This window comes from Erwinia plantamica, assembly GCF_043420595.1.
Taxonomy (GTDB): domain Bacteria; phylum Pseudomonadota; class Gammaproteobacteria; order Enterobacterales; family Enterobacteriaceae; genus Erwinia; species Erwinia aeris.
On record NZ_JBGCUC010000010.1, the window covers coordinates 42,929 to 62,646 of the forward strand.

General features: G+C 55.4%; 18 protein-coding genes. 10 read left to right on the forward strand and 8 right to left on the reverse strand.

The window, feature by feature from the left end; translation table 11 throughout:
• The first annotated feature begins 261 nt into the window (after positions 1 to 261).
• From pstS to AB3U87_RS12625, 6 genes are all read left to right on the forward strand, one after another.
• Positions 262 to 1,302, forward strand: coding sequence for a phosphate ABC transporter substrate-binding protein PstS (gene pstS, locus AB3U87_RS12600; RefSeq protein WP_301251589.1), 1,041 nt, complete (start codon positions 262 to 264; stop codon positions 1,300 to 1,302).
• A gap of 69 nt (positions 1,303 to 1,371) precedes the next feature.
• Positions 1,372 to 2,334: a phosphate ABC transporter permease PstC gene (gene pstC, locus AB3U87_RS12605; RefSeq protein ID WP_394149241.1), complete on the forward strand. Its 963-nt coding sequence runs from the start codon at positions 1,372 to 1,374 to the stop codon at positions 2,332 to 2,334.
• Positions 2,331 to 3,218, forward strand: a complete 888-nt coding sequence (gene pstA / locus AB3U87_RS12610) for a phosphate ABC transporter permease PstA (protein WP_253456812.1) — start codon at positions 2,331 to 2,333, stop codon at positions 3,216 to 3,218. Before pstC ends, pstA begins: the two co-directional genes overlap by 4 nt.
• 42 nt (positions 3,219 to 3,260) lie before the next feature.
• Entirely contained in the window at positions 3,261 to 4,031 is a 771-nt protein-coding gene (gene pstB / locus AB3U87_RS12615) for a phosphate ABC transporter ATP-binding protein PstB (protein ID WP_125289188.1), read from the forward strand.
• Positions 4,032 to 4,048: 17 nt separating this feature from the next.
• Complete coding sequence (gene phoU, locus AB3U87_RS12620) at positions 4,049 to 4,780, forward strand: phosphate signaling complex protein PhoU (RefSeq protein WP_253456809.1); 732 nt, start codon at positions 4,049 to 4,051, stop codon at positions 4,778 to 4,780.
• Between the two features lie 91 nt (positions 4,781 to 4,871).
• Positions 4,872 to 6,098 carry an MFS transporter gene (locus AB3U87_RS12625; RefSeq protein ID WP_301251615.1) on the forward strand — a complete coding sequence of 409 codons (1,227 nt, stop codon included), beginning with the start codon at positions 4,872 to 4,874 and terminating at the stop codon, positions 6,096 to 6,098.
• A 34-nt stretch (positions 6,099 to 6,132) separates the two neighbouring features.
• On the opposite strand, the gene yieH is transcribed toward AB3U87_RS12625, so the two are convergent.
• Positions 6,133 to 6,795 (reverse strand): 6-phosphogluconate phosphatase, encoded by a 663-nt coding sequence (gene yieH / locus AB3U87_RS12630; protein WP_253456803.1) that lies wholly within the window; start codon positions 6,793 to 6,795, stop codon positions 6,133 to 6,135.
• A 207-nt stretch (positions 6,796 to 7,002) separates the two neighbouring features.
• On the opposite strand from yieH, the gene AB3U87_RS12635 reads away from it, so the two are divergent.
• A complete protein-coding gene (locus AB3U87_RS12635) occupies positions 7,003 to 8,316 on the forward strand; it encodes an NCS2 family permease (protein ID WP_125289191.1) in 1,314 nt (437 codons plus the stop codon).
• Between the two features lie 36 nt (positions 8,317 to 8,352).
• Here the strand turns inward: AB3U87_RS12635 and AB3U87_RS12640 are convergent, their stop codons facing one another.
• The gene (locus tag AB3U87_RS12640) at positions 8,353 to 9,084 is read right to left on the reverse strand and encodes a 4'-phosphopantetheinyl transferase family protein (protein ID WP_253456800.1); all 732 of its coding nucleotides are present in this window, start codon (positions 9,082 to 9,084) and stop codon (positions 8,353 to 8,355) included.
• 409 nt (positions 9,085 to 9,493) lie between these two features.
• Here AB3U87_RS12640 and AB3U87_RS12645 point away from each other — a divergent pair, with 409 nt between their 5' ends.
• Positions 9,494 to 10,792, forward strand: a complete 1,299-nt coding sequence (locus AB3U87_RS12645; protein ID WP_301251584.1) for an HlyD family secretion protein — start codon at positions 9,494 to 9,496, stop codon at positions 10,790 to 10,792.
• Positions 10,773 to 12,869 carry a peptidase domain-containing ABC transporter gene (locus AB3U87_RS12650; protein WP_394149246.1) on the forward strand — a complete coding sequence of 699 codons (2,097 nt, stop codon included), beginning with the start codon at positions 10,773 to 10,775 and terminating at the stop codon, positions 12,867 to 12,869. The genes AB3U87_RS12645 and AB3U87_RS12650 overlap by 20 nt, the downstream gene beginning before the upstream one ends.
• 47 nt (positions 12,870 to 12,916) lie before the next feature.
• On the opposite strand, the gene AB3U87_RS12655 is transcribed toward AB3U87_RS12650, so the two are convergent.
• The 6 genes from AB3U87_RS12655 to rpmH form a co-directional block, all read right to left on the reverse strand.
• On the reverse strand, positions 12,917 to 13,495 hold the full coding sequence (locus AB3U87_RS12655; RefSeq protein ID WP_394149248.1) for a hypothetical protein: 579 nt from the start codon (positions 13,493 to 13,495) through the stop codon (positions 12,917 to 12,919).
• A gap of 389 nt (positions 13,496 to 13,884) precedes the next feature.
• Positions 13,885 to 15,249: a tRNA uridine-5-carboxymethylaminomethyl(34) synthesis GTPase MnmE gene (gene mnmE / locus AB3U87_RS12660; RefSeq protein WP_253456788.1), complete on the reverse strand. Its 1,365-nt coding sequence runs from the start codon at positions 15,247 to 15,249 to the stop codon at positions 13,885 to 13,887.
• 91 nt (positions 15,250 to 15,340) lie between these two features.
• Positions 15,341 to 16,984, reverse strand: a complete 1,644-nt coding sequence (yidC, locus tag AB3U87_RS12665) for a membrane protein insertase YidC (protein WP_125289196.1) — start codon at positions 16,982 to 16,984, stop codon at positions 15,341 to 15,343.
• An 11-nt stretch (positions 16,985 to 16,995) separates the two neighbouring features.
• The gene (gene yidD, locus AB3U87_RS12670) at positions 16,996 to 17,244 is read right to left on the reverse strand and encodes a membrane protein insertion efficiency factor YidD (protein ID WP_125289197.1); all 249 of its coding nucleotides are present in this window, start codon (positions 17,242 to 17,244) and stop codon (positions 16,996 to 16,998) included.
• Positions 17,208 to 17,567, reverse strand: coding sequence for a ribonuclease P protein component (gene rnpA, locus AB3U87_RS12675; RefSeq protein WP_125289198.1), 360 nt, complete (start codon positions 17,565 to 17,567; stop codon positions 17,208 to 17,210). Before rnpA ends, yidD begins: the two co-directional genes overlap by 37 nt.
• A gap of 17 nt (positions 17,568 to 17,584) precedes the next feature.
• Positions 17,585 to 17,725 carry a 50S ribosomal protein L34 gene (rpmH, locus tag AB3U87_RS12680; protein WP_003849659.1) on the reverse strand — a complete coding sequence of 47 codons (141 nt, stop codon included), beginning with the start codon at positions 17,723 to 17,725 and terminating at the stop codon, positions 17,585 to 17,587.
• Between the two features lie 603 nt (positions 17,726 to 18,328).
• Here rpmH and dnaA point away from each other — a divergent pair.
• Positions 18,329 to 19,714 (forward strand): chromosomal replication initiator protein DnaA, encoded by a 1,386-nt coding sequence (gene dnaA, locus AB3U87_RS12685; protein ID WP_253456786.1) that lies wholly within the window; start codon positions 18,329 to 18,331, stop codon positions 19,712 to 19,714.
• The last annotated feature ends 4 nt before the right edge of the window (positions 19,715 to 19,718 follow it).

Sequence of the window (19,718 nt, forward strand, 5' to 3'; positions counted from 1 at the left end):
GCGCTTCCGGAAGATACACGACGTCGATTCGGAAGCCGGGTCACGCAACTGCCGCGCGCGTTGCTGGCGTAGCGAAGTAACAACAGGGCGATTGCAAAGGCGATCCACTCTTTTCTGGGATGTCTGTATAAAAGATGTTCGTCACAAAACTGTCATATTGTGTACATTTTACTGTCATCAAACTGTCCTATTTTGCCTCCAGCAGCAATCATTAATCATACTAAAACAGTATAAAGACTGACTTTATCCCCTGGAGGGAATATGACACTGATGCAAAAAAACCTGGCTCGTTTGGTGGCTGTTACGCTGTCGCTGAGCGCGGTTTCCGCTTTTGCCGCCGACAACCTGACGGGCGCGGGCGGGACTTTCCCGGCGCCGGTCTATAACAAATGGGCGGCCGAGTACAACAAAGCAACAGGCGCGCAGATTAACTACCAGGGGATCGGTTCTTCCGGCGGCGTAAAACAGATTATTGCTAAGACCGTCGACTTCGGCGCGTCCGACGCGCCGATGAAAGAAGAAGATTTGCAGAAAAACGGCCTGTTCCAGTTTCCAACCGTGATTGGCGGCGTGGTGCTGGCGGTGAACATTCCCGGCGTAAAATCCGGCGAACTGACGCTGGATGGCAAAACCGTTGGCGATATCTATCTCGGTAACGTAAAGAAATGGAACGACCCGGCCATCACTAAGCTGAACCCTGGCGTCAAGCTGCCGGATGCCAATATCAACGTGGTGCGCCGCGCTGACGGTTCCGGTACATCCTTTGTATTCACCAGCTATCTGGCGAAGGTGAACAGCGACTGGAACAGCAAAGTTGGCAAAGGCAACACCGTTAACTGGCCAACCGGCCTGGGCGGCAAAGGCAACGACGGCGTAGCCGCTTTCGTGCAGCGTCTGCCTGGCTCGATTGGCTATGTGGAATACGCCTACGCCAAACAAAACAACCTGGCCTATACCAAGCTGCTGGATGCCGACGGCAAAGCCGTTGCGCCAGGCGAACAGAGCTTCAGCGACGCGGCGAAAGGCGCGGACTGGAGCAAATCCTTCGCGCAGGATCTGACCTACCAGAAAGGCGATAACGCCTGGCCAATCACCTCCACCACTTTTATTTTGATGCACAAAGATCAGGCCAACGCGGAGAAGGGCGCAGCCGTACTGAAGTTCTTTGACTGGGCCTATAAAAACGGCGCCCAGGTCACCACCAGCCTGGACTATGCCGCGCTGCCGGACTCCGTCGTAGAGCAGATCCGCGCCGCATGGAAAACCAATATTAAAGACAGCTCGGGCAAAGCGCTGTACTAAGCTGACTAAACGGCTATAAGTTTCGGGCGGCCGCTGTGCCGCCCAAAAACGTTCACTATCGGGAATTTTATGGCTACATCCAGGCCGACATTCAAGGCTCCCGGCAAGCAGGGTGACCTCATTTTTGGCGCGCTGGTCAAGCTGGCCGCGCTGATTGTCTTACTGCTGCTCGGCGGCATTATTGTCTCGCTCATCATCTCTTCCTGGCCCAGCATTCAGAAATTTGGCCTCTCCTTTCTGTGGACCAAAACCTGGGATGCGCCTAATGAACAGTTCGGCGCGCTGGTGCCGATTTACGGCACGCTGGTGACCTCTGCTATCGCGCTGGTTATCGCCGTGCCGGTCAGCTTTGGCATCGCGCTGTTTCTCACCGAACTGGCACCAAACTGGCTGCGTCGCCCTTTAGGCGTGGCGATCGAGCTGCTGGCCGCCATCCCCAGCATCGTTTACGGCATGTGGGGGCTGTTTATCTTCGCTCCGCTGTTTGCCACTTATTTTCAGACGCCGCTGGGCGAGCTGATGGCCAACGTGCCTATTGTCGGCTCGCTGTTCTCCGGCCCGGCTTTTGGCATCGGCATTCTGGCTGCCGGGATTATCCTGGCGATCATGATCATTCCTTATATCGCCTCGGTGATGCGTGACGTTTTCGAGCAGACCCCGGTGATGATGAAAGAGTCCGCTTACGGCATCGGCTGCACCACCTGGGAAGTGATCTGGCGCATCGTGCTGCCGTTTACCAAAAACGGCGTGATCGGCGGCATTATGCTGGGGCTGGGGCGCGCGCTGGGCGAAACCATGGCGGTGACCTTTATTATCGGTAATACCTACCAGCTGGACAGCGCTTCGCTGTTTATGCCGGGCAACAGCATCACCTCCGCGCTGGCAAACGAATTCGCCGAAGCGGAATCGGGCGTGCATACCGCCGCGCTGATGGAGCTGGGGCTGATCCTGTTTGTGATCACCTTTATCGTGCTGGCCTGTTCAAAGCTGATGATTATCCGCCTGGCGAAAAGTGAAGGAGCACGCTCATGAGCATGATAGCCATGCAGTCCCGCGCGGAGCTGGAAGCCTCCCGCCGTAAAATGCAGGCGTGGCGGCGGATGAAAAACCGCATCGCGCTGACCCTTTCCCTGCTGACGATGGCGTTTGGCCTGTTCTGGCTGATTTGGATCCTTTGGGCGACCATCGCGCGCGGCGTGGACGGCATGACGCTGGCGCTGTTTACGGAAAACACGCCGCCGCCCAATACGGCAGGCGGCGGTCTGGCTAACGCCATTATGGGCAGCGGCCTGCTGATTTTCTGGTCGACCATCGTGGGGACGCCGCTGGGCATCATGGCCGGTATCTATCTGGCGGAATATGGCCGTAAAGGCTGGCTGGCGGAAACGATCCGCTTTATCAACGATATCCTGCTTTCTGCTCCCTCCATCGTGGTCGGCCTGTTCGTCTACACGCTGGTGGTAGCGCAGATGCAGCACTTTTCGGGCCTGGCGGGCGCGGTGGCGCTGGCGCTGTTGCAGATCCCCGTGGTTATTCGCACCACGGAAAATATGCTGAAGCTGGTGCCGGACAGCCTGCGCGAAGCGGCATACGCGCTGGGTACGCCGAAATGGAAAATGATTTCGGCCATTACGCTGAAGGCTTCGATATCGGGCATTCTTACCGGCATCCTGCTGGCGATAGCGCGTATCGCCGGGGAAACGGCGCCGCTGCTGTTTACCTCGCTCTCCAACCAGTTCTGGAGCACCGATATGCTGCAGCCGCTGGCTAACCTGCCGGTGACGATTTTTAAATTCGCCATGAGCCCGTTTGCCGAATGGCAAAGCCTGGCCTGGGCAGGCGTGCTGCTGATTACCGTCTGCGTGCTGATTTTAAATATTCTGGCGCGCGTGATTTTTGCCAAAAGCAAACACTGATCTAACGCGCGGCTGCGGCGGCGCGTATAAGCGAGAAAAAGAATGGCTGACAACACTTCCGGCAATATGATCCAGGTTCGTGATTTGAACTTTTACTATGGAAAATTTCATGCGCTGAAGAATATCAATCTGGATATTGCTAAAAACCAGGTCACCGCTTTTATCGGCCCGTCGGGCTGCGGTAAATCGACGCTGCTGCGCACGTTTAACAAGATGTTTTCGCTCTATCCGGAACAGCGCGCGGAAGGCGAGATCCTGCTGGATGGCGAAAACATCCTGACCGCCAGCCAGGATATCGCCCTGCTGCGCGCGCGCGTCGGCATGGTGTTCCAGAAACCGACGCCGTTCCCGATGTCGATTTACGATAACATCGCTTTCGGCGTGCGCCTGTTCGAAAAACTTTCCCGTGCCGAAATGGATGAGCGCGTACAATGGGCGCTGACCAAAGCAGCGCTGTGGACGGAAACCAAAGACAAGCTGCAGCAGAGCGGCTACAGCCTTTCCGGCGGCCAGCAGCAGCGCCTCTGCATTGCTCGCGGCATTGCTATTCGGCCGGAGGTGCTGCTGCTGGACGAGCCGTGCTCCGCGCTGGATCCTATTTCCACTGGCCGTATCGAAGAGCTGATCACCGAGCTGAAGCAGGATTACACCGTGGTGATCGTCACGCATAACATGCAGCAGGCCGCGCGCTGTTCCGACCATACGGCCTTTATGTATCTGGGCGAGCTGATTGAGTTCAGCGATACGGATACGCTGTTTACCAAACCGCACCAAAAACAAACCGAAGACTATATCACTGGCCGCTATGGTTAAGTTGACTGGAGAAACGCATGGATAATCTCAATCTGAATAAACATATCTCCGGGCAGTTCAACGCCGAGCTGGAGCACATCCGCACCCAGGTGATGACGATGGGCGGCATGGTGGAAAAACAGCTGACGGACGCCATCGTCGCGATGCACAACCAGGATGCCGAGCTGGCGCAGCGGGTGATCGATGGCGATCAGAAGGTCAACATGATGGAGGTGTCGATTGACGAGGCGTGCGTGCGCATTATCGCCAAGCGCCAGCCGACCGCCAGCGACCTGCGTCTGGTGATGGCGATCATCAAAACCATTTCCGAGCTGGAGCGCATTGGCGACGTGGCGGAAAAAATCAGCCGCACGGCGCTGGAAAAATTTGGCCAGCAGCACCAGTCGCTGCTGGTAAATCTGGAATCGCTGGGCTATCACACCATCCAGATGCTGCACGACGTGCTGGATGCTTTTGCGCGCATGGATCTCAATGCGGCTATTGAAATCTATCGGGAAGATAAAAAGGTCGACCAGGAATATGAGGGCATCGTGCGTCAGCTGATGACCTATATGATGGAAGATCCGCGCACCATTCCCAGCGTGCTGACCGCGCTGTTCTGCGCGCGCGCTATCGAGCGTATTGGCGATCGCTGCCAGAATATCTGTGAAATCATCTTCTATTTCGTGAAAGGTCAGGATTTCCGTCACGTTGGCGGCGACAAGCTGGACGAGCTGCTCACCGGCGAAAGCGACGACAAGCCAGTCTGACCATCGCGCTTCCGGCCTGACGCTTTAAGTTGGTCTGGCGGCGCTCGTAATTTATACTTGCCGCACTTCACACCGGCAAGGAACTCCCGTGATGCAACAAAAAAAAGGCGTAACGCCAGGCAAAGCGATGCTGGCGGCGATCAGCGGCTACGCAATGGACGGCTTCGATCTGCTGATCCTCGGGTTTATGCTGCCCGCCATCAGCCTTTCTCTGGCGCTCGATCCCTCGCAGGCAGGCTCGCTGGTCACCTGGACGCTGATTGGCGCGGTGATCGGCGGCGTCGTGTTCGGCCATCTCAGCGACAAGCTGGGCCGGATCCGCGTGCTGACCTTTACCATCCTGATGTTTTCCGTGTTTACCGGGCTTTGCGCCTTTGCGCAGGGCTACTGGGATCTGCTGGCGTACCGCACGCTGGCGGGCGTGGGGCTGGGCGGCGAGTTTGGCATCGGCATGGCGCTGATTGCCGAAGCCTGGCCCGCCAACAAGCGTAACCGCGCTTCCGCCTGGGTCGGCATCGGCTGGCAGCTTGGCGTGCTGCTGGCCGCTTTTATTACCCCGCTGCTGTTAACCTACATCGGCTGGCGCGGCATGTTCCTGGTCGGGCTGCTGCCTGCCGCCGCATCGTTTTTTATCCGGCGCGGCCTGGGCGAGCCGGAAGGCTTTACGCGGCATGTGGATGTCCATCAGGGCTTATCGTTCGCCGCCAGGCTGAAGCTGCTGTGTAAAGATGCCGCCACGACTAAGGCCAGCCTGGGGATTTTTATCCTGTGCTCGGTACAGAACTTTGGCTACTACGGCTTGATGATTTGGATGCCGGCTTACCTTTCCAGCCGCTTTGGCTTCTCGCTGACCAAATCGGGGCTGTGGACGGCGGTCACGGTCGTGGGCATGACGTTGGGTATCTGGCTGTTCGGCATGCTGGCCGATCGCTTTGCCCGCTGGAAGATTTTCCTGCTTTATCAGGCTGGTGCGGTCGTGATGGTGGTGGCATACGCCCAGCTACGCGATCCGATGATGATGCTGTTTGCGGGTGCCGTGATGGGGATGTTCGTCAACGGCATGATCGGCGGCTACGGCGCGCTGATCTCAGACACCTATCCCGTGCAGGTCAGAGCTACGGCGCAAAACGTCTTATTTAACCTGGGCCGCGGCGTCGGCGGTTTTGGCCCGCTGGTTATCGGACTGCTGGCGATGCAGTTCTCCTTTACGGCAGCGATTACGCTGCTGGCGCTGATTTACCTGCTGGATATCTTCGCCACGCTGTTTTTACTGCCGAAAAAGCAGGGCAGCGAAGATACGCTGGGCGCGATCGGCTAAACGGTGTCCGCGCCGCCTGGCGCGGAGTGCCTGCTCAGCGCGTCAGTTGCCAGCCTTTTTGCCGCCACAGCTCCGGCAGCTGCGCCATATCGTCAAAAGGCGTCACCAGCGGATGATCCAGCGGCCTGTTGTGGGCGTCCGCGCAGTAATAGAACACCGGGATACCCGCCGCGATGCCTGCTTTGGCGCCCGCTTCGGAATCATCCACCAGGATGCACTGCGCCAGCGGGATCGCCATCTGTTCCGCCGCGTATGCCATCAGCGCGGGATCGGGCTTCCAGCGTGAAATCGTATAGCCGCTGTACAACCGGTCATCAAAATAGTCGAGCATCCCGGTTAATCCCAGCGAATGCTGCATTTTCGGCACGGTGCCGTTCGATACCACGCACATCGGCACGCTAATCTGCGCCAGCAGGGCTTTCGCGCCCGCAATCGGCTGTAGCTGTTGCTCAAAAAGGCGCGCTACTTCCTGACGGTAAGCCGGCTCCAGCTCCGTGACATCGGCGCTGAGATGATGTTCAGCGGTCACGTCGGCAATAATGTCATAGAGCTTTACGCCCTTATATTTTTCAAACATCTCCTGCAGCGACAGCTCGACGCCGTAGCGCGCAAACGTATTGACATAGGCCTGGGTACAAAGCAGCTCGCTGTCCACCAGCGTGCCGTCGCAATCAAAAAAGATACAGCTAACAGACATCGGTTCATCCTTAACGAAGGGGCGTGCTTTTACTTTACGCGTGGAAAGGTAAAACGCGACCGGAAAAGATGAATTTTACGTTAACGGCGCTGAAGTCAGGGCTAACAAGGCGCAATCGGTTGCGAAAAAACTCTGGCGCCGTCTGGCAAATTAAAATTTATCGTTTAGGATAGCCGACGATAACTTTTCTCCGTTTTGGAATCTTATATGAACAACTCAGGTCTACTGCAGCGGATCTTCAAACTACAGGAACACGGCACGACGGTGCGTACGGAAGTGATTGCCGGTTTTACCACCTTCCTGACCATGGTCTATATCGTGTTCGTGAATCCGCAGATCCTCGGCGTGGCGGGCATGAATACCCAGGCGGTATTCGTGACGACCTGCCTGATCGCCGCCGGAGGCAGTATTCTGATGGGGCTGGTCGCCAACCTGCCGGTAGCGCTTGCGCCCGCAATGGGCCTGAACGCCTTTTTTGCTTTCGTGGTCGTCGGCGCGATGGGCGTCTCCTGGCAGACCGGCATGGGCGCCATCTTCTGGGGCGCCGTAGGGCTGCTGTTGCTGACCCTTTTCCGCATCCGCTACTGGATGATTTCCAATATCCCGGTCAGCCTGCGCGTGGGTATTACTGCCGGTATTGGCCTGTTTATCGCGATGATCGGCCTGAAAAACGCCGGGATCGTGGTGCCCAATAAAGAAACGCTGGTGGCGGTAGGCGATCTGACCTCCCACAGCGTCCTGCTGGGCGCGCTGGGCTTCTTTATTATTGCCGTGCTGGCTTCCCGCAATATTCATATTGCAGTGCTGGTTTCCATTGTGGTGACTACGCTGATCGGCCTGGCGCTGGGCGACGTGAAGTATGGCGGCGTGTTCTCTATGCCTACGGGCATTACGTCCATTCTGGGCGAAGTCGATCTGAAAGGGTCGCTGAACGTCGGCATGGCGGGGATCATCTTCTCCTTTATGTTGGTAAACCTGTTTGACTCTTCTGGCACGCTGATTGGCGTAACGGATAAAGCGGGCCTGACCGATGAAAAAGGCACGTTTCCGCGCATGAAGCAGGCGCTTTACGTCGACAGCATCAGTTCGGTAGCGGGCGCTTACATCGGTACTTCTTCCGTTACCGCCTATATCGAAAGCTCCTCCGGCGTTTCTATTGGCGGACGCACGGGCCTGGTGGCCGTGGTGACGGGCGTGCTGTTTCTACTGGTGATGTTCCTGTCGCCGCTGGCGGGCATGGTGCCGGCTTACGCTGCCGCAGGCGCACTGATCTACGTAGGCGTGCTGATGACCTCCAGCCTGGCGCGCGTCAAGTGGGACGACCTGACCGAAGCGGTGCCGGCCTTTGTTACCACCGTGATGATGCCGTTCAGTTTTTCTATTACCGAAGGGATTGCGCTGGGCTTTATTTCTTACTGCGTGATGAAGCTGGGCACGGGCCGCTGGCGTGAAATTTCGCCGTGCGTCATCGTCGTGGCGATCCTGTTTGTGTTAAAAATTGTCTTTATCGACGCGCACTAATCTGAACGGGCCGCTGGCCCGTTTTTTTTCGCCGCGCTAAAGCGCGATTGCTTTTTCCGGCGGCAGGCTCACCAGCCGCAGCGCGCGCGGCCCCATCTTCTGTCCCGTGGCAGGAATATCCTGCAGGCCTTTCCAGCGCGCGTTGTCCACTTCCCACAGCGAGAGCCGCTCACAGCCCGATGAATGGGCGCAAGACCAGATAATCAGCGGCTCAACGTCGGAAAAGGCTTCTGTCTGCGGCTGCAACAGCGAGCGTAGGCGCCCGGACGCGGGATGCAGCCTCAGCGAATCTTTTTCCGGGTTATCGGACAGCTTTAGTATGCTTTGCCGCATCGTCCAGAGCTGGGTGGCCGCCTCATCGGGATCGGTCTGGGCCAGTATCCAGGCTTTTTCGGCCGGAGAAATTTCACGTGAATATCGCTCCAGCGTCTGGCGGCTGTGGGCGCGGACGATTTCCATATCCAGCCCGACGCTGCCGTCTTCTCCGGCCAGCAGTACACCAACGATATTGCCTGCGTAGGCGATGCTGAAATCGGGCAGCTGCGCATCGGCAAAGTGGGGACGTCCGTTTGGTGAGAGCCGGATTTCAGGCAGCGGCGAAATGCCATAAAGGCGCAGCAGCATTTCCGCCAGCAGCATACGGGCCACCAGAAAGCGCGTCCGCCGTCTTTCCGGTAGGTTACTGGCGCTTTCTGTTATCTGTTGAGAAAGCTGGTGTACCGGGACGCGGGTATCCGTCAGGATCCAGCGTGCGAAATGGCTGGCCATCTGTCGCTCCGTGAAAATGGGTGAAAACGCGTTATTATTGTAAGAATTTTCTTAGCGCGTGACACGTAACTTTCCCGTTTTACCTCTAAATTAGGATTAATATTAACGAATGCGCGTGTGGTTCTCATCGTCAATATTCTTTTTACATGGCTTTTTAATATCTTCATTGTCTTATTTAAGTTTAATAATTTCCTGTAATGCCAATATATAATTGCTAAAGGGAGTGCAGAAGAATTCCAATAAATTAGTGTAGTAGAATTAAATATTGTTGTTATTTTCAATTTTAAATTGAAGTTGATTGTCGTACGGGAAATAGTGTACTTTCCTCTGCCAGGCACGGAAGGCCGGATTTTATTCACTTCATCAGTAAGTGCTAATAAATCTTTTATAATCAAACGCTAAGAATGTTATGGAAAACAAACCTTTATTTCGCATGGAAGCGGTGCAGCATCTGAAGACGAAATGGCTGGGTAAGGCGTTGTTAACCTCCGGCTATCCCGCCTGGGCCGTCGCTCTGGCGTCAATGCTGTTCTTTATTTTGCTGCTGATGTTTATTCTTTACGGCACCTTTACCCGCCGAATTAACGTCAACGGCGAGGTGATCTCGTTGCCGCACGCCATCACCATCCTTGCACCACAGCAGGGGTTTATTACCAAAACCTGGGCTGAAACCGGGCAGCGCGTAAAAAAGGGCGATCGGCTTTATCAAATCGACGTCAGCCGGATTACCTTGACCGGCAACGTCAGCGTCCGTTCGATCGCTGCGATTAATCAACAGATTGCGCTATCGGAAACGATTATCGCCCGGCTTCAGAAAAACAAAGCGGCCACGCTGAAGAATTTGCAGCATCAGCTGGCGCAGTACCAGGCGGCGCATCAAAAATCGCAGACGCTGATTTTTGAAGCCGGAAACGGCCTGAGCGAAATGCGGAAAAGCATGACGAGTTACGGTGATTACTTACGTAAGGGGTTGATTAACAAGGAGCAGTTCGCCAACCAGCGCTATCTTTTTTATCAGCAGCAGAATGCCTGGCAGAGCCTGAATACGCAGGTTATTCAGGAAGCTTTGCAGATTAGCAGCCTGGAGAGCGAGCTGCTGACCAGGGGGATCGAATATGACAACCAGATTTCGCAATATCAGGCGCAGCGCAGCGATCTGATGCGCCAGCTGGCGGAGGTGGACGCCAGCGGCACGCTGTTTATTACCGCGCCGAGCGACGGCAAAATTGAAAATATGAGCGTGACGGAAGGGCAAATGGTCAGCCCTGGCGACAGCCTGGCCCAGCTGACGCCCGCCAGCAGCAACCGTTATTACCTGATGCTGTGGCTGCCCAACACCAGCATGCCCTATGTCCATCCTGGCGACGCCATCAACCTGCGTTATGAAGCGTTCCCCTTCGAGAAATATGGCCAGTTTCCGGGCCGCATCCTGTCCATTTCCAACGTGCCGGCTTCCTATCAGGAAATGGGCAAGTACAACACGCTTCCGCGCACCGACGGCGTCATTGAACCCTATTACAAGGTAATCGTGTCGCTTGAAGAGAGCCGCTTCAGCTATCAGGGCAAGCCCCTGGCGCTCTCCAGCGGCATGAAAGCGCAGGCCACGCTGTTTCTGGAAAAACGGCCTCTCTGGCAGTGGATGCTGTCGCCTTACTATGACCTCAAAAAAAGCATTAGCGGGCCTGTAAATGAACGATCCTCTGTTTGACACTCTCCTGCGTCGGCTGAATTTCAGCTTTCGGCGCAAAGTGCCGGTCGTGTTGCAAACCGAAGCGGCAGAATGCGGCCTGGCCTGTCTGGTCATGGCCTGCCGCTATCACGGCATGGATATTGACCTGTTTAATTTGCGCAGCCGATTTGGCATCTCTTCACATGGCGCTACGCTGGCCGTGCTGATCGACATCGGCAGGCAGCTGAAGCTGAAAACGCGACCGCTGGCGCTGGATCTGGACGAGCTGAAACAGCTGAAAACGCCCTGTCTGCTGCACTGGGATATGAGCCACTTCGTGGTGCTGGTTGCCGTTAAAGGCTCGCGCTTTATCCTGCACGATCCGGCCTTTGGCCGGCGTGTTGTCGGGCTGGCGGAAATGTCCCAGCACTTTTCCGGCGTGGCGCTGGAAGTTTGGCCAGACAGCGAGTTCTCCCGCATTAAACAACGCAGCAGCCTGAGCTTTACCACGATGATGAAAAACGTCAGCGGGCTGCCGGGCTTCCTGGCCAAAATCTTCTGCCTTTCGCTGGTGATAGAAGCGGTTAACCTGCTGATGCCGGTAGGCACGCAGCTGGTGATGGATCATGTGATTATCGCGGAAGACCACGATTTGCTGTCGCTGATCTGTATCGGGCTGCTGGGCTTTATCCTGTTCCGTGCCTTCGTCAGTATGCTGCGCGCCTGGACATCGCTGGTGATGGGATCGCTGATCGACGTACAGTGGAAAGCGGGCATGTTCGATCATCTGCTTAATCTGCCGCTCAACTATTTTGAGAAGCGCAAGCTTGGCGATATTCAGTCCCGCTTTGGCTCGCTGGACGTGATCCGCAACACGCTAACCAGCAGCCTGGTGAACGGTATTATCGACTCGCTGATGTCGATTGGCGTGTTTATCATGATGTTCCTGTACGGCGGCTGGCTGGTATGGGTCGTGCTGGGCTTTACGGCGCTGTATATGCTGCTGCGCCTGGCGACCTGGCAGCGCTATCGGCAGGCGCAGGAAGAGCAGATTGTGAAGGGCGCGCGGGCCAGCTCGCATTTTATGGAAAGCCTTTACGGCATCGGCACGTTAAAAGCGCTGGGCATAACCGCCAAGCGAGCGCAGTTCTGGCTGAATCTGAATATCGACACCACTAACGCCAATATTCGCCTGACCCGACTCGATCTGCTGTTTGGCGGCGTAAACACGTTTATCAGCACCATCGACCAGGTAGTGATCCTGTGGCTTGGCGCCTCAATGGTGATCGATGGTCAAATGACGCTGGGTATGTTTGTCGCCTTTAACGCCTATCGCGGCCAGTTTTCCGATCGGGCCGCCAGCCTGATCAATATGGTGCTACAGCTGAAAATGCTGACGCTGCACAGCGACAGGGTAGCGGACATCGTCTTTACCGATGCGGAAGAAAACCAGCCGGGTCGGGCGCTGGTCGCCTCGGGCGAACCGGCCAGCTTTGAGGCGCGCGGCGTTACCTATCAGTATGACAAACTGTCGAAACCGATTTTCAGCGGGCTGAATATCATCGTCGAGGCCGGCGAGAGCGTGGCGATTGTCGGGCCTTCCGGCATTGGCAAAACCACGCTGATGAAGGTCATGTCCGGCCTGCTGGCGCCTGCCGAGGGCGAAATCCTGATCAACGGCCTGAATATCAACAATATCGGGCTGAATAACTATCGGGAATGTATCGCCTGCGTATTGCAGGAAGACAAGCTGTTTGCCGGATCCATCGCTGAGAACATCGCCAGCTTTGACGGCGAGAAGGATATGGAGCGTATTATCCGCTGCGCCATGGACTGCAATATTCATGAGGAAATTAGCGCGATGCCGATGGGCTACGAGACGCTGATTAGCGAGCTGGGCGGCAGCCTGTCGGGCGGACAGAAGCAGCGCTTGCTGATTGCCCGAGCCTTATATCGACGGCCCAACATCCTGTTTCTGGATGAGGCGACCAGCCATCTGGATCTGGCTAACGAGGCGCATATCAATGCTTCCGTAGCGGCGCTGAAAATCACCCGGATCTTTATCGCGCACCGGCCTTCGACTATCGCCAGCGCGGACAGGGTGATTGAGCTGTAAGCTTTAGCAAAAAACGCCTGTAATTACAGGCGTTTTCTATGTTGCCCTTATTCTAAGGTAATCGCTTTTTTGATGTTATTGACCTGAAACTGCAAATCTGTGCCGGGGATTTTAGACCCGACAGCAAACGGATTAACATAGTTTCTCAACGCCGAATAGGGCGCTGTTGACATAGCGGTTCTGACAATTTTAAAGGGAACGGAAAGTTCAACCTCCGTATAGGTACCCACTGTGCCGCCGCTGGTATAGGCATAGGTAGAAACTTTTTTCCCCGTAGGGATATTAACGGGGGCTGCTCCCGGCTCGGTATCGCCGTAGCCAACATAAATGGTCAGCCCATACCCCAACTCGCCTGCAGCATTACGTTTGAAGTAGACTTCCGCGTCTTGCCCATACTGCTTAAGCTGATCTAACGCACAATTAAATTTTACGTTCATTTTTCCGCTATAGATTACGGTGTCGACAGGCGTATCTGCCGATAATTTCAAGCCTAATGTTTTTAAATTAAGCGCTGTTATCGTACTCGAATTTTTACAATTTAGCGTCGTGTCATCAGCTGCACAGGCCGTCATAGTAACAGAGCAAAAAAATAGTGCGGCCAGGCCATTAATGAAGGTTTTTTTCATGAGGATTGTCCTTAATATATCATATGGAAAATTTATCTTTATTTGTAAGGTGTTTTTAACTTATTCTTCCCTATAAAATACAGCCTCCTTTCTTTATGACTATTCTATGTAATTAATTGTTTTTATTGTATAAATACAATAAAAATATTAATTTCTTTCTTTATATTAATAAATTATCCCGGCGGTATCTCACCGCTTTGTCTGGCCTGAATGCATAAGTGAAGCTGATGCAATAATAATTACTTTAACGCTGAAAAATTGCGACATTCGTCTGAGTAATGGTAAAAAATTATTCTGTCTTAATGAGTGAAAGTAAAAAGATATAAGTTCAGGTGGGAGTGAAATATAAATAAAAACGGTGCCCACAGCAGGAGCACCATTTTAAATGATTATTTACCAATACAAAAACTGGAGAAAATCCGTCCCAGCAGATCGTCGGAGGTGAACTCGCCGGTGATCTCGCTTAACGCCTGCTGCGCGACGCGCAGCTCTTCCGCCAGCAGCTCGCCCGCTTTGGCGCCCAGCAGCTGCTCTTTGCCCTGAAGTAAGTGAACGGCCGCTAACTCCAGCGCCTGAAGATGGCGACGGCGCGCCAGGAAGCCGCCTTCGGTATTGCCTGCAAAGCCCATCGTTTCCTTCAGATGCTCGCGTAGCACCTCAACGCCTTCACCCGTACGCGCGGAGAGACGAATAAGTGAGTGATCGTTTACTTGCGTCAGCCCCAGCGTTTCGCCTGTAACATCCGCTTTGTTGCGCACCACGGTAATTGGCAGGCTGGCGGGCAGACGGGCGATAAAGTCCGGCCAGATTTCCGCCGGTTCGGTCGCGCCGGTGGTGGTGCCGTCAACCATAAACAGCACGCGGTCGGCCTGCTCAATTTCATGCCAGGCGCGCTCAATACCGATCCTTTCCACCTCGTCACTGGCTTCGCGCAGCCCGGCGGTATCGATAATATGCAGCGGCATCCCGTCGATATGGATATGCTCACGTAGCACGTCACGCGTGGTACCGGCAATGTCGGTAACGATGGCCGCTTCACGGCCCGCCAGCGCGTTGAGCAGACTGGATTTCCCGGCGTTGGGGCGGCCGGCAATCACCACCTTCATGCCTTCGCGCAGCAGGCTGCCCTGACGCGCTTCGGCACGCACGCTGTCCAGATCGGCTATCACCTGATTCAGCTGGGCTTCGATTTTGCCGTCAGACAGGAAGTCTATCTCCTCGTCGGGAAAATCAATCGCCGCTTCCACGTAGATGCGCAGGTGAGTAAGTGCTTCCACCAGCGTGTTGACGCGTAGCGAAAAAGCGCCCTGAAGCGAGTTCAGCGCCGAGCGTGCCGCCTGCTCCGAACTGGCGTCAATCAGATCGGCAATAGCCTCCGCCTGCGCCAGATCGAGCTTGTCGTTAAGGAAGGCGCGCTCGGAGAACTCGCCGGGACGAGCGATACGCACGCCGGGAATAGCCACAATGCGCTTCAGCAGCAGATCCAGAATTACCGGCCCGCCGTGGCCCTGCAGCTCCAGCACGTCTTCGCCGGTAAAGGAATTCGGGCCGGGGAACCAGAGCGCAATTCCCTGATCCAGCGTGGTGCTATCGGCGTCGCGGAAGGGCAGATAGTCGGCGTAGCGGGGCTTCGGCAGCTTGCCCAGCAGCGCCTGGGCCACCTCGGCGGCTTTGGGGCCGGAAACGCGCAGAATACCCACGCCACCGCGGCCTGGCGGCGTCGCCTGGGCGACGATAGTCTCGCTATGACTCATGTTCGACTCTCTTTTTAAGGCAAAAAAATAAGGCGGTCAGTTGACCGCCTTATGATAACCCTTGTCCGCACCGTTGGCGACGGGACGTCGGTTAAGCTTTTTTCTTGTCGCGGCTGTGCAGACCGCGTTTTTCCAGCCCGCGGTAGATCAGCTGCTGCTGCAGAATGGTCACCAGGTTGCTGACGATGTAGTACAGCACCAGACCAGACGGGAACCACAGGAAGAACACGGTGAAGATAACCGGCATAAAGGTCATGATCTTCTGCTGCATCGGGTCGGTCACGGTGGTCGGCGACATCTTCTGAATGAAGAACATCGTCACGCCCATCAGGATCGGCAGGATGTAGTACGGGTCCTGAGCAGAAAGGTCATGGATCCACAGCGCGAACGGCGCATGACGCAGCTCGATAGAGCCCATCAGCATGTAGTACAGCGCAAGGAAGATCGGCATCTGGATAACCAGCGGCAGACAGCCGCCCAGCGGATTCACCTTCTCTGCTTTATACAGCGCCATCATTTCCTGGCTCATGCGCTGCTTGTCGTCGCCTAAGCGCTCGCGCATCGCCTGAATCTTCGGCTGCAGCATACGCATCTTAGCCATCGAGGTGTACTGCGCTTTGGTCAGCGGGTACATGATGCCGCGCACGATAAAGGTAATGACGATAATGGAGAAGCCCCAGTTACCGATAAAGCTGTGCAGGAACTTCAGCAGCTTAAACAGCGGCTGAGAGATAAACCACAGCCAGCCGTAGTCCACGGTCAGATCCAGGTGTGGGGCGATAGCCGCCATTTTATCCTGAATTTCCGGGCCAACCCACAGCGTGGCGTTGAGGTTCTGCTGCGCGCCTGCCGCAACGGAAACCGGCGTAGACTTGTAGCCTACCGCAGCGATGCCGTTACCCAGATTGCTGGTGTACAGCGTGTTGGCGCCGTTGGTGCGCGGCACCCAGGCGGTAGCGAAGTACTGCTGCAGCATCGCCACCCAACCGTTGTTGGTATTGACGCTCAGGTTTTCGTTATCGCTGATTTTATCGAACTTGTACTTCTCGTAGTTGGTCTCACTGCTGGAGTAAGCCGCGCCACGGAAGGTGTGCAATGCAAAGTTATTGCTGCCGGTATCGCGATGCTTAGGCAGATCGATAGTCTGCTTCAGCTGGCCGAACATCGCCACTTCCAGCGGCTGCTGGGTAGTGTTGTTGATCTGGTAATCGACGTCGATGGCAAACTCGCCGCGCTTCAGCACGAAGGTTTTGGTATAGGTCGCGCCGTTTTCCGCCGTAAAGGTCATTGGAATACGCAGCTCGCTCGCGCCGTCAGCCAGCTCAAAGCTGTCCTGGGTCGTGGTGTAAAGCGGGCGGGCGCCGTTGGCCGGGTTATCCGGGCCGTTGCGTCCGGTCAGGCCGCTTTGTGCCTGATAGAGAAAGCCTGGCGAGGTTTCCAGCAGCTGGAAAGGCTGTGAAGAACCCAGTTTGTCCGGGTAAGTCAGCAGCTGCGCCTGCTCAATATCGCCACCGCGAGTATTGATCTGTAAAGACAGGACGTCAGTCTTAACGGTGATCGTTTTGCCCTGGCCGCTGGCGGGTACACCCTGGTTTGCGGCATCACCGGCTGCTGTCGTGTTTTGCGTGGTCTGGGTTTGCTGCGGCTGCGGAGCATGGTCCGTCTGCCAGGTCTGCCAGATCATAAAAGACACGAACAGAAAAGCGATGAGAAAAAGATTGCGTTGCGAATCCATCGTTAATGTTCTCAGTTATCGTCGGTTTTTGGCGGCACCGGATCGTCACCACCCGGGTTCAAAGGGTGGCATTTTAATACGCGTTTCATCGTCAACCAACTGCCTTTTACCACACCAAACCTGCGCAATGCCTCAATACCGTATTGCGAACAGGTTGGGTGGAAACGACAGTGGGGTCCTAAAAGCGGGCTGATCGCGCGTTGATAAACGCGGATCAGCGCAATCAGGAGCCGCGAGCCAGGCGACAGTGACGACGCCACATCTTCTCCAACGCTTCCATCAGCGCACGGTTATCCAGATCGGCCACGCCTTTTTTCGCCACCACTACAAAATCCATAGCGGGCAGGTCGTGCTGACGCAGACGAAAGCTTTCGCGGGTCAATCGCTTGATCCGGTTGCGTTCATGCGCGCGCTTAACATGTTTTTTGGCGACGGTAAGACCGATGCGGGGATGCCCCAGCGAGTTAAGGCGGCCGAGGATGGTGATTTGCGGCGTACCGGCTCTTTGTGGCTGCTGGAAGACGAAAGTGAAATGAGTGGGAGTTAACAAACGTAACTCCCTGGGAAATGCGAGCTTAACCACTCAGCGGTTAGCTTTTATTACTTAGAAACGGTCAGACGTGAACGGCCTTTAGCACGACGACGTGCCAGAACCTGACGACCATTTTTTGTTGCCATACGAGCACGGAAACCATGTGAACGGTTGCGCTTCAGTACGGACGGTTGAAAAGTGCGTTTCATGGCGATTTCTACCTAAACTTGGAAAATTTCACTTAGTGACGCGCTTGAAAGGTCCGAAAACCAACCGACGCCTCAGTGTATCTTTAATAAAGAGGCGGGATTGTAATAATTGTACAGTCCGGAGTCAATTTACTTCGCTTTTAAAGGCGCGTCTGGATATCCCGTTCGACCGCAAAACCAGCCGGTACGGGCCAGAGCGCAACACGCCGGGGCACGAATTATACGGCCTCTGTCGTAAAGCGCAAGGATCGTTCAGGATCTTCCGCCGATCTTATTGCAAGCGCGTTGCGTAAATAACGTGACGGCGCCTTAAATTTTCATCTTATGCGCAGGATCCTGAATGTCTTTTGAGCGCGAACGAGTAAACTTGTCCCTGCGCGCTTTGCCCTGTGGATAAATTGGAACAAAACTGTGTAGAAAGTGAAGATCTCTGCTGCGCTTTGCGCTATGATCCGCCCTTCCGTTAGCGATCCTTCGGGTCAGTCAGCGGCGGAGAAACCGCGGACAGCGGTTCGTATGTGCGTCATCTGCATGCGTCAACAATGATGAATTTATCGCTTCAGCGCCTTTTTTCTTATCGAATATTTTCGAGTGGAGTCCGCCGTGTCACTTACGCTTTGGCAACAGTGTCTTGCCCGTTTGCAGGATGAACTACCTGCCACCGAATTCAGCATGTGGATACGTCCGCTCCAGGCTGAATTGAACGACAACACCCTGGCCCTGTATGCACCAAACCGCTTCGTGCTCGACTGGGTTCGTGACAAATACCTTAACAATATCAATGCGCTGCTTAATGACTTTTGCGGCGCCGATGTGCCGCTGCTGCGCTTTGAAGTCGGCAGCAAGCCGGTAACGCGTCCGGTCAGCCAGCCGGTGATGAGCAGCGCCAGCGCGCCGCCGCCGATGAACCGACCGGCACCGGTACGTCCAAGCTGGGACAGCATGCCTGCGCCTGCGGAGCTGTCGTATCGTTCAAACGTGAACACCAAGCATAACTTCGATAACTTCGTTGAAGGTAAATCGAACCAGCTGGCGCGTGCGGCCGCTCGTCAGGTCGCCGACAACCCCGGCGGCGCCTATAACCCTCTGTTCCTCTATGGCGGCACTGGCCTGGGGAAAACTCACCTGCTGCATGCTGTGGGTAACGGCATTATGGCGCGCAAGCCCAACGCCAAAGTGGTCTATATGCACTCGGAACGTTTTGTGCAGGACATGGTGAAGGCGCTGCAAAACAACGCCATTGAAGAATTTAAGCGCTACTATCGTTCGGTAGATGCGCTGCTGATCGATGATATTCAGTTTTTCGCCAACAAGGAGCGCTCGCAGGAGGAGTTTTTCCACACCTTCAACGCGCTGCTGGAAGGCAATCAGCAGATCATCCTGACGTCGGATCGCTATCCTAAAGAGATCAACGGCGTCGAAGATCGTCTGAAATCCCGCTTTGGCTGGGGCCTGACGGTGGCGATCGAGCCGCCAGAGCTGGAAACCCGCGTGGCTATCCTGATGAAAAAGGCGGATGAAAACGATATTCGCCTGCCGGGCGAGGTCGCCTTCTTTATTGCCAAGCGCCTGCGGTCCAACGTGCGTGAGCTGGAAGGCGCGCTGAACCGCGTGATCGCCAACGCCAACTTTACCGGCCGCGCCATCACCATCGACTTTGTGCGTGAAGCGCTGCGCGATCTGCTGGCGCTGCAGGAAAAGCTGGTCACCATCGATAATATCCAGAAGACGGTGGCGGAATATTACAAGATTAAGGTAGCCGACCTGCTTTCCAAGCGGCGTTCGCGCTCCGTCGCGCGTCCTCGCCAGATGGCGATGGCGATGGCGAAAGAGCTGACCAACCACAGCTTGCCGGAAATCGGCGACGCTTTCGGGGGTCGTGACCATACTACGGTGCTGCACGCCTGTCGCAAGATCGAGCAGCTGCGTGAAGAGAGTCACGATATTAAAGAAGATTTCTCAAATCTAATCAGAACATTATCTTCCTGACGCT

Bases quoted from the DNA above. Each gene is read 5' to 3' on its own strand.
- mnmE (WP_253456788.1), bottom strand. From the start codon at position 15,249: ATGAGTCATAGCGAGACTATCGTCGCCCAGGCGACGCCGCCAGGCCGC.
- pstA (WP_253456812.1), top strand. From the start codon at position 2,331: ATGAGCATGATAGCCATGCAGTCCCGCGCGGAGCTGGAAGCCTCCCGC.
- phoU (WP_253456809.1), top strand. From the start codon at position 4,049: ATGGATAATCTCAATCTGAATAAACATATCTCCGGGCAGTTCAACGCC.
- rpmH (WP_003849659.1), bottom strand. From the start codon at position 17,725: ATGAAACGCACTTTTCAACCGTCCGTACTGAAGCGCAACCGTTCACAT.
- AB3U87_RS12650 (WP_394149246.1), top strand. From the start codon at position 10,773: ATGAACGATCCTCTGTTTGACACTCTCCTGCGTCGGCTGAATTTCAGC.
- pstS (WP_301251589.1), top strand. From the start codon at position 262: ATGACACTGATGCAAAAAAACCTGGCTCGTTTGGTGGCTGTTACGCTG.
- AB3U87_RS12655 (WP_394149248.1), bottom strand. From the start codon at position 13,495: ATGAAAAAAACCTTCATTAATGGCCTGGCCGCACTATTTTTTTGCTCT.
- pstB (WP_125289188.1), top strand. From the start codon at position 3,261: ATGGCTGACAACACTTCCGGCAATATGATCCAGGTTCGTGATTTGAAC.
- pstC (WP_394149241.1), top strand. From the start codon at position 1,372: ATGGCTACATCCAGGCCGACATTCAAGGCTCCCGGCAAGCAGGGTGAC.
- yieH (WP_253456803.1), bottom strand. From the start codon at position 6,795: ATGTCTGTTAGCTGTATCTTTTTTGATTGCGACGGCACGCTGGTGGAC.
- AB3U87_RS12625 (WP_301251615.1), top strand. From the start codon at position 4,872: ATGCAACAAAAAAAAGGCGTAACGCCAGGCAAAGCGATGCTGGCGGCG.
- yidC (WP_125289196.1), bottom strand. From the start codon at position 16,984: ATGGATTCGCAACGCAATCTTTTTCTCATCGCTTTTCTGTTCGTGTCT.
- AB3U87_RS12640 (WP_253456800.1), bottom strand. From the start codon at position 9,084: ATGGCCAGCCATTTCGCACGCTGGATCCTGACGGATACCCGCGTCCCG.
- AB3U87_RS12635 (WP_125289191.1), top strand. From the start codon at position 7,003: ATGAACAACTCAGGTCTACTGCAGCGGATCTTCAAACTACAGGAACAC.
- AB3U87_RS12645 (WP_301251584.1), top strand. From the start codon at position 9,494: ATGGAAAACAAACCTTTATTTCGCATGGAAGCGGTGCAGCATCTGAAG.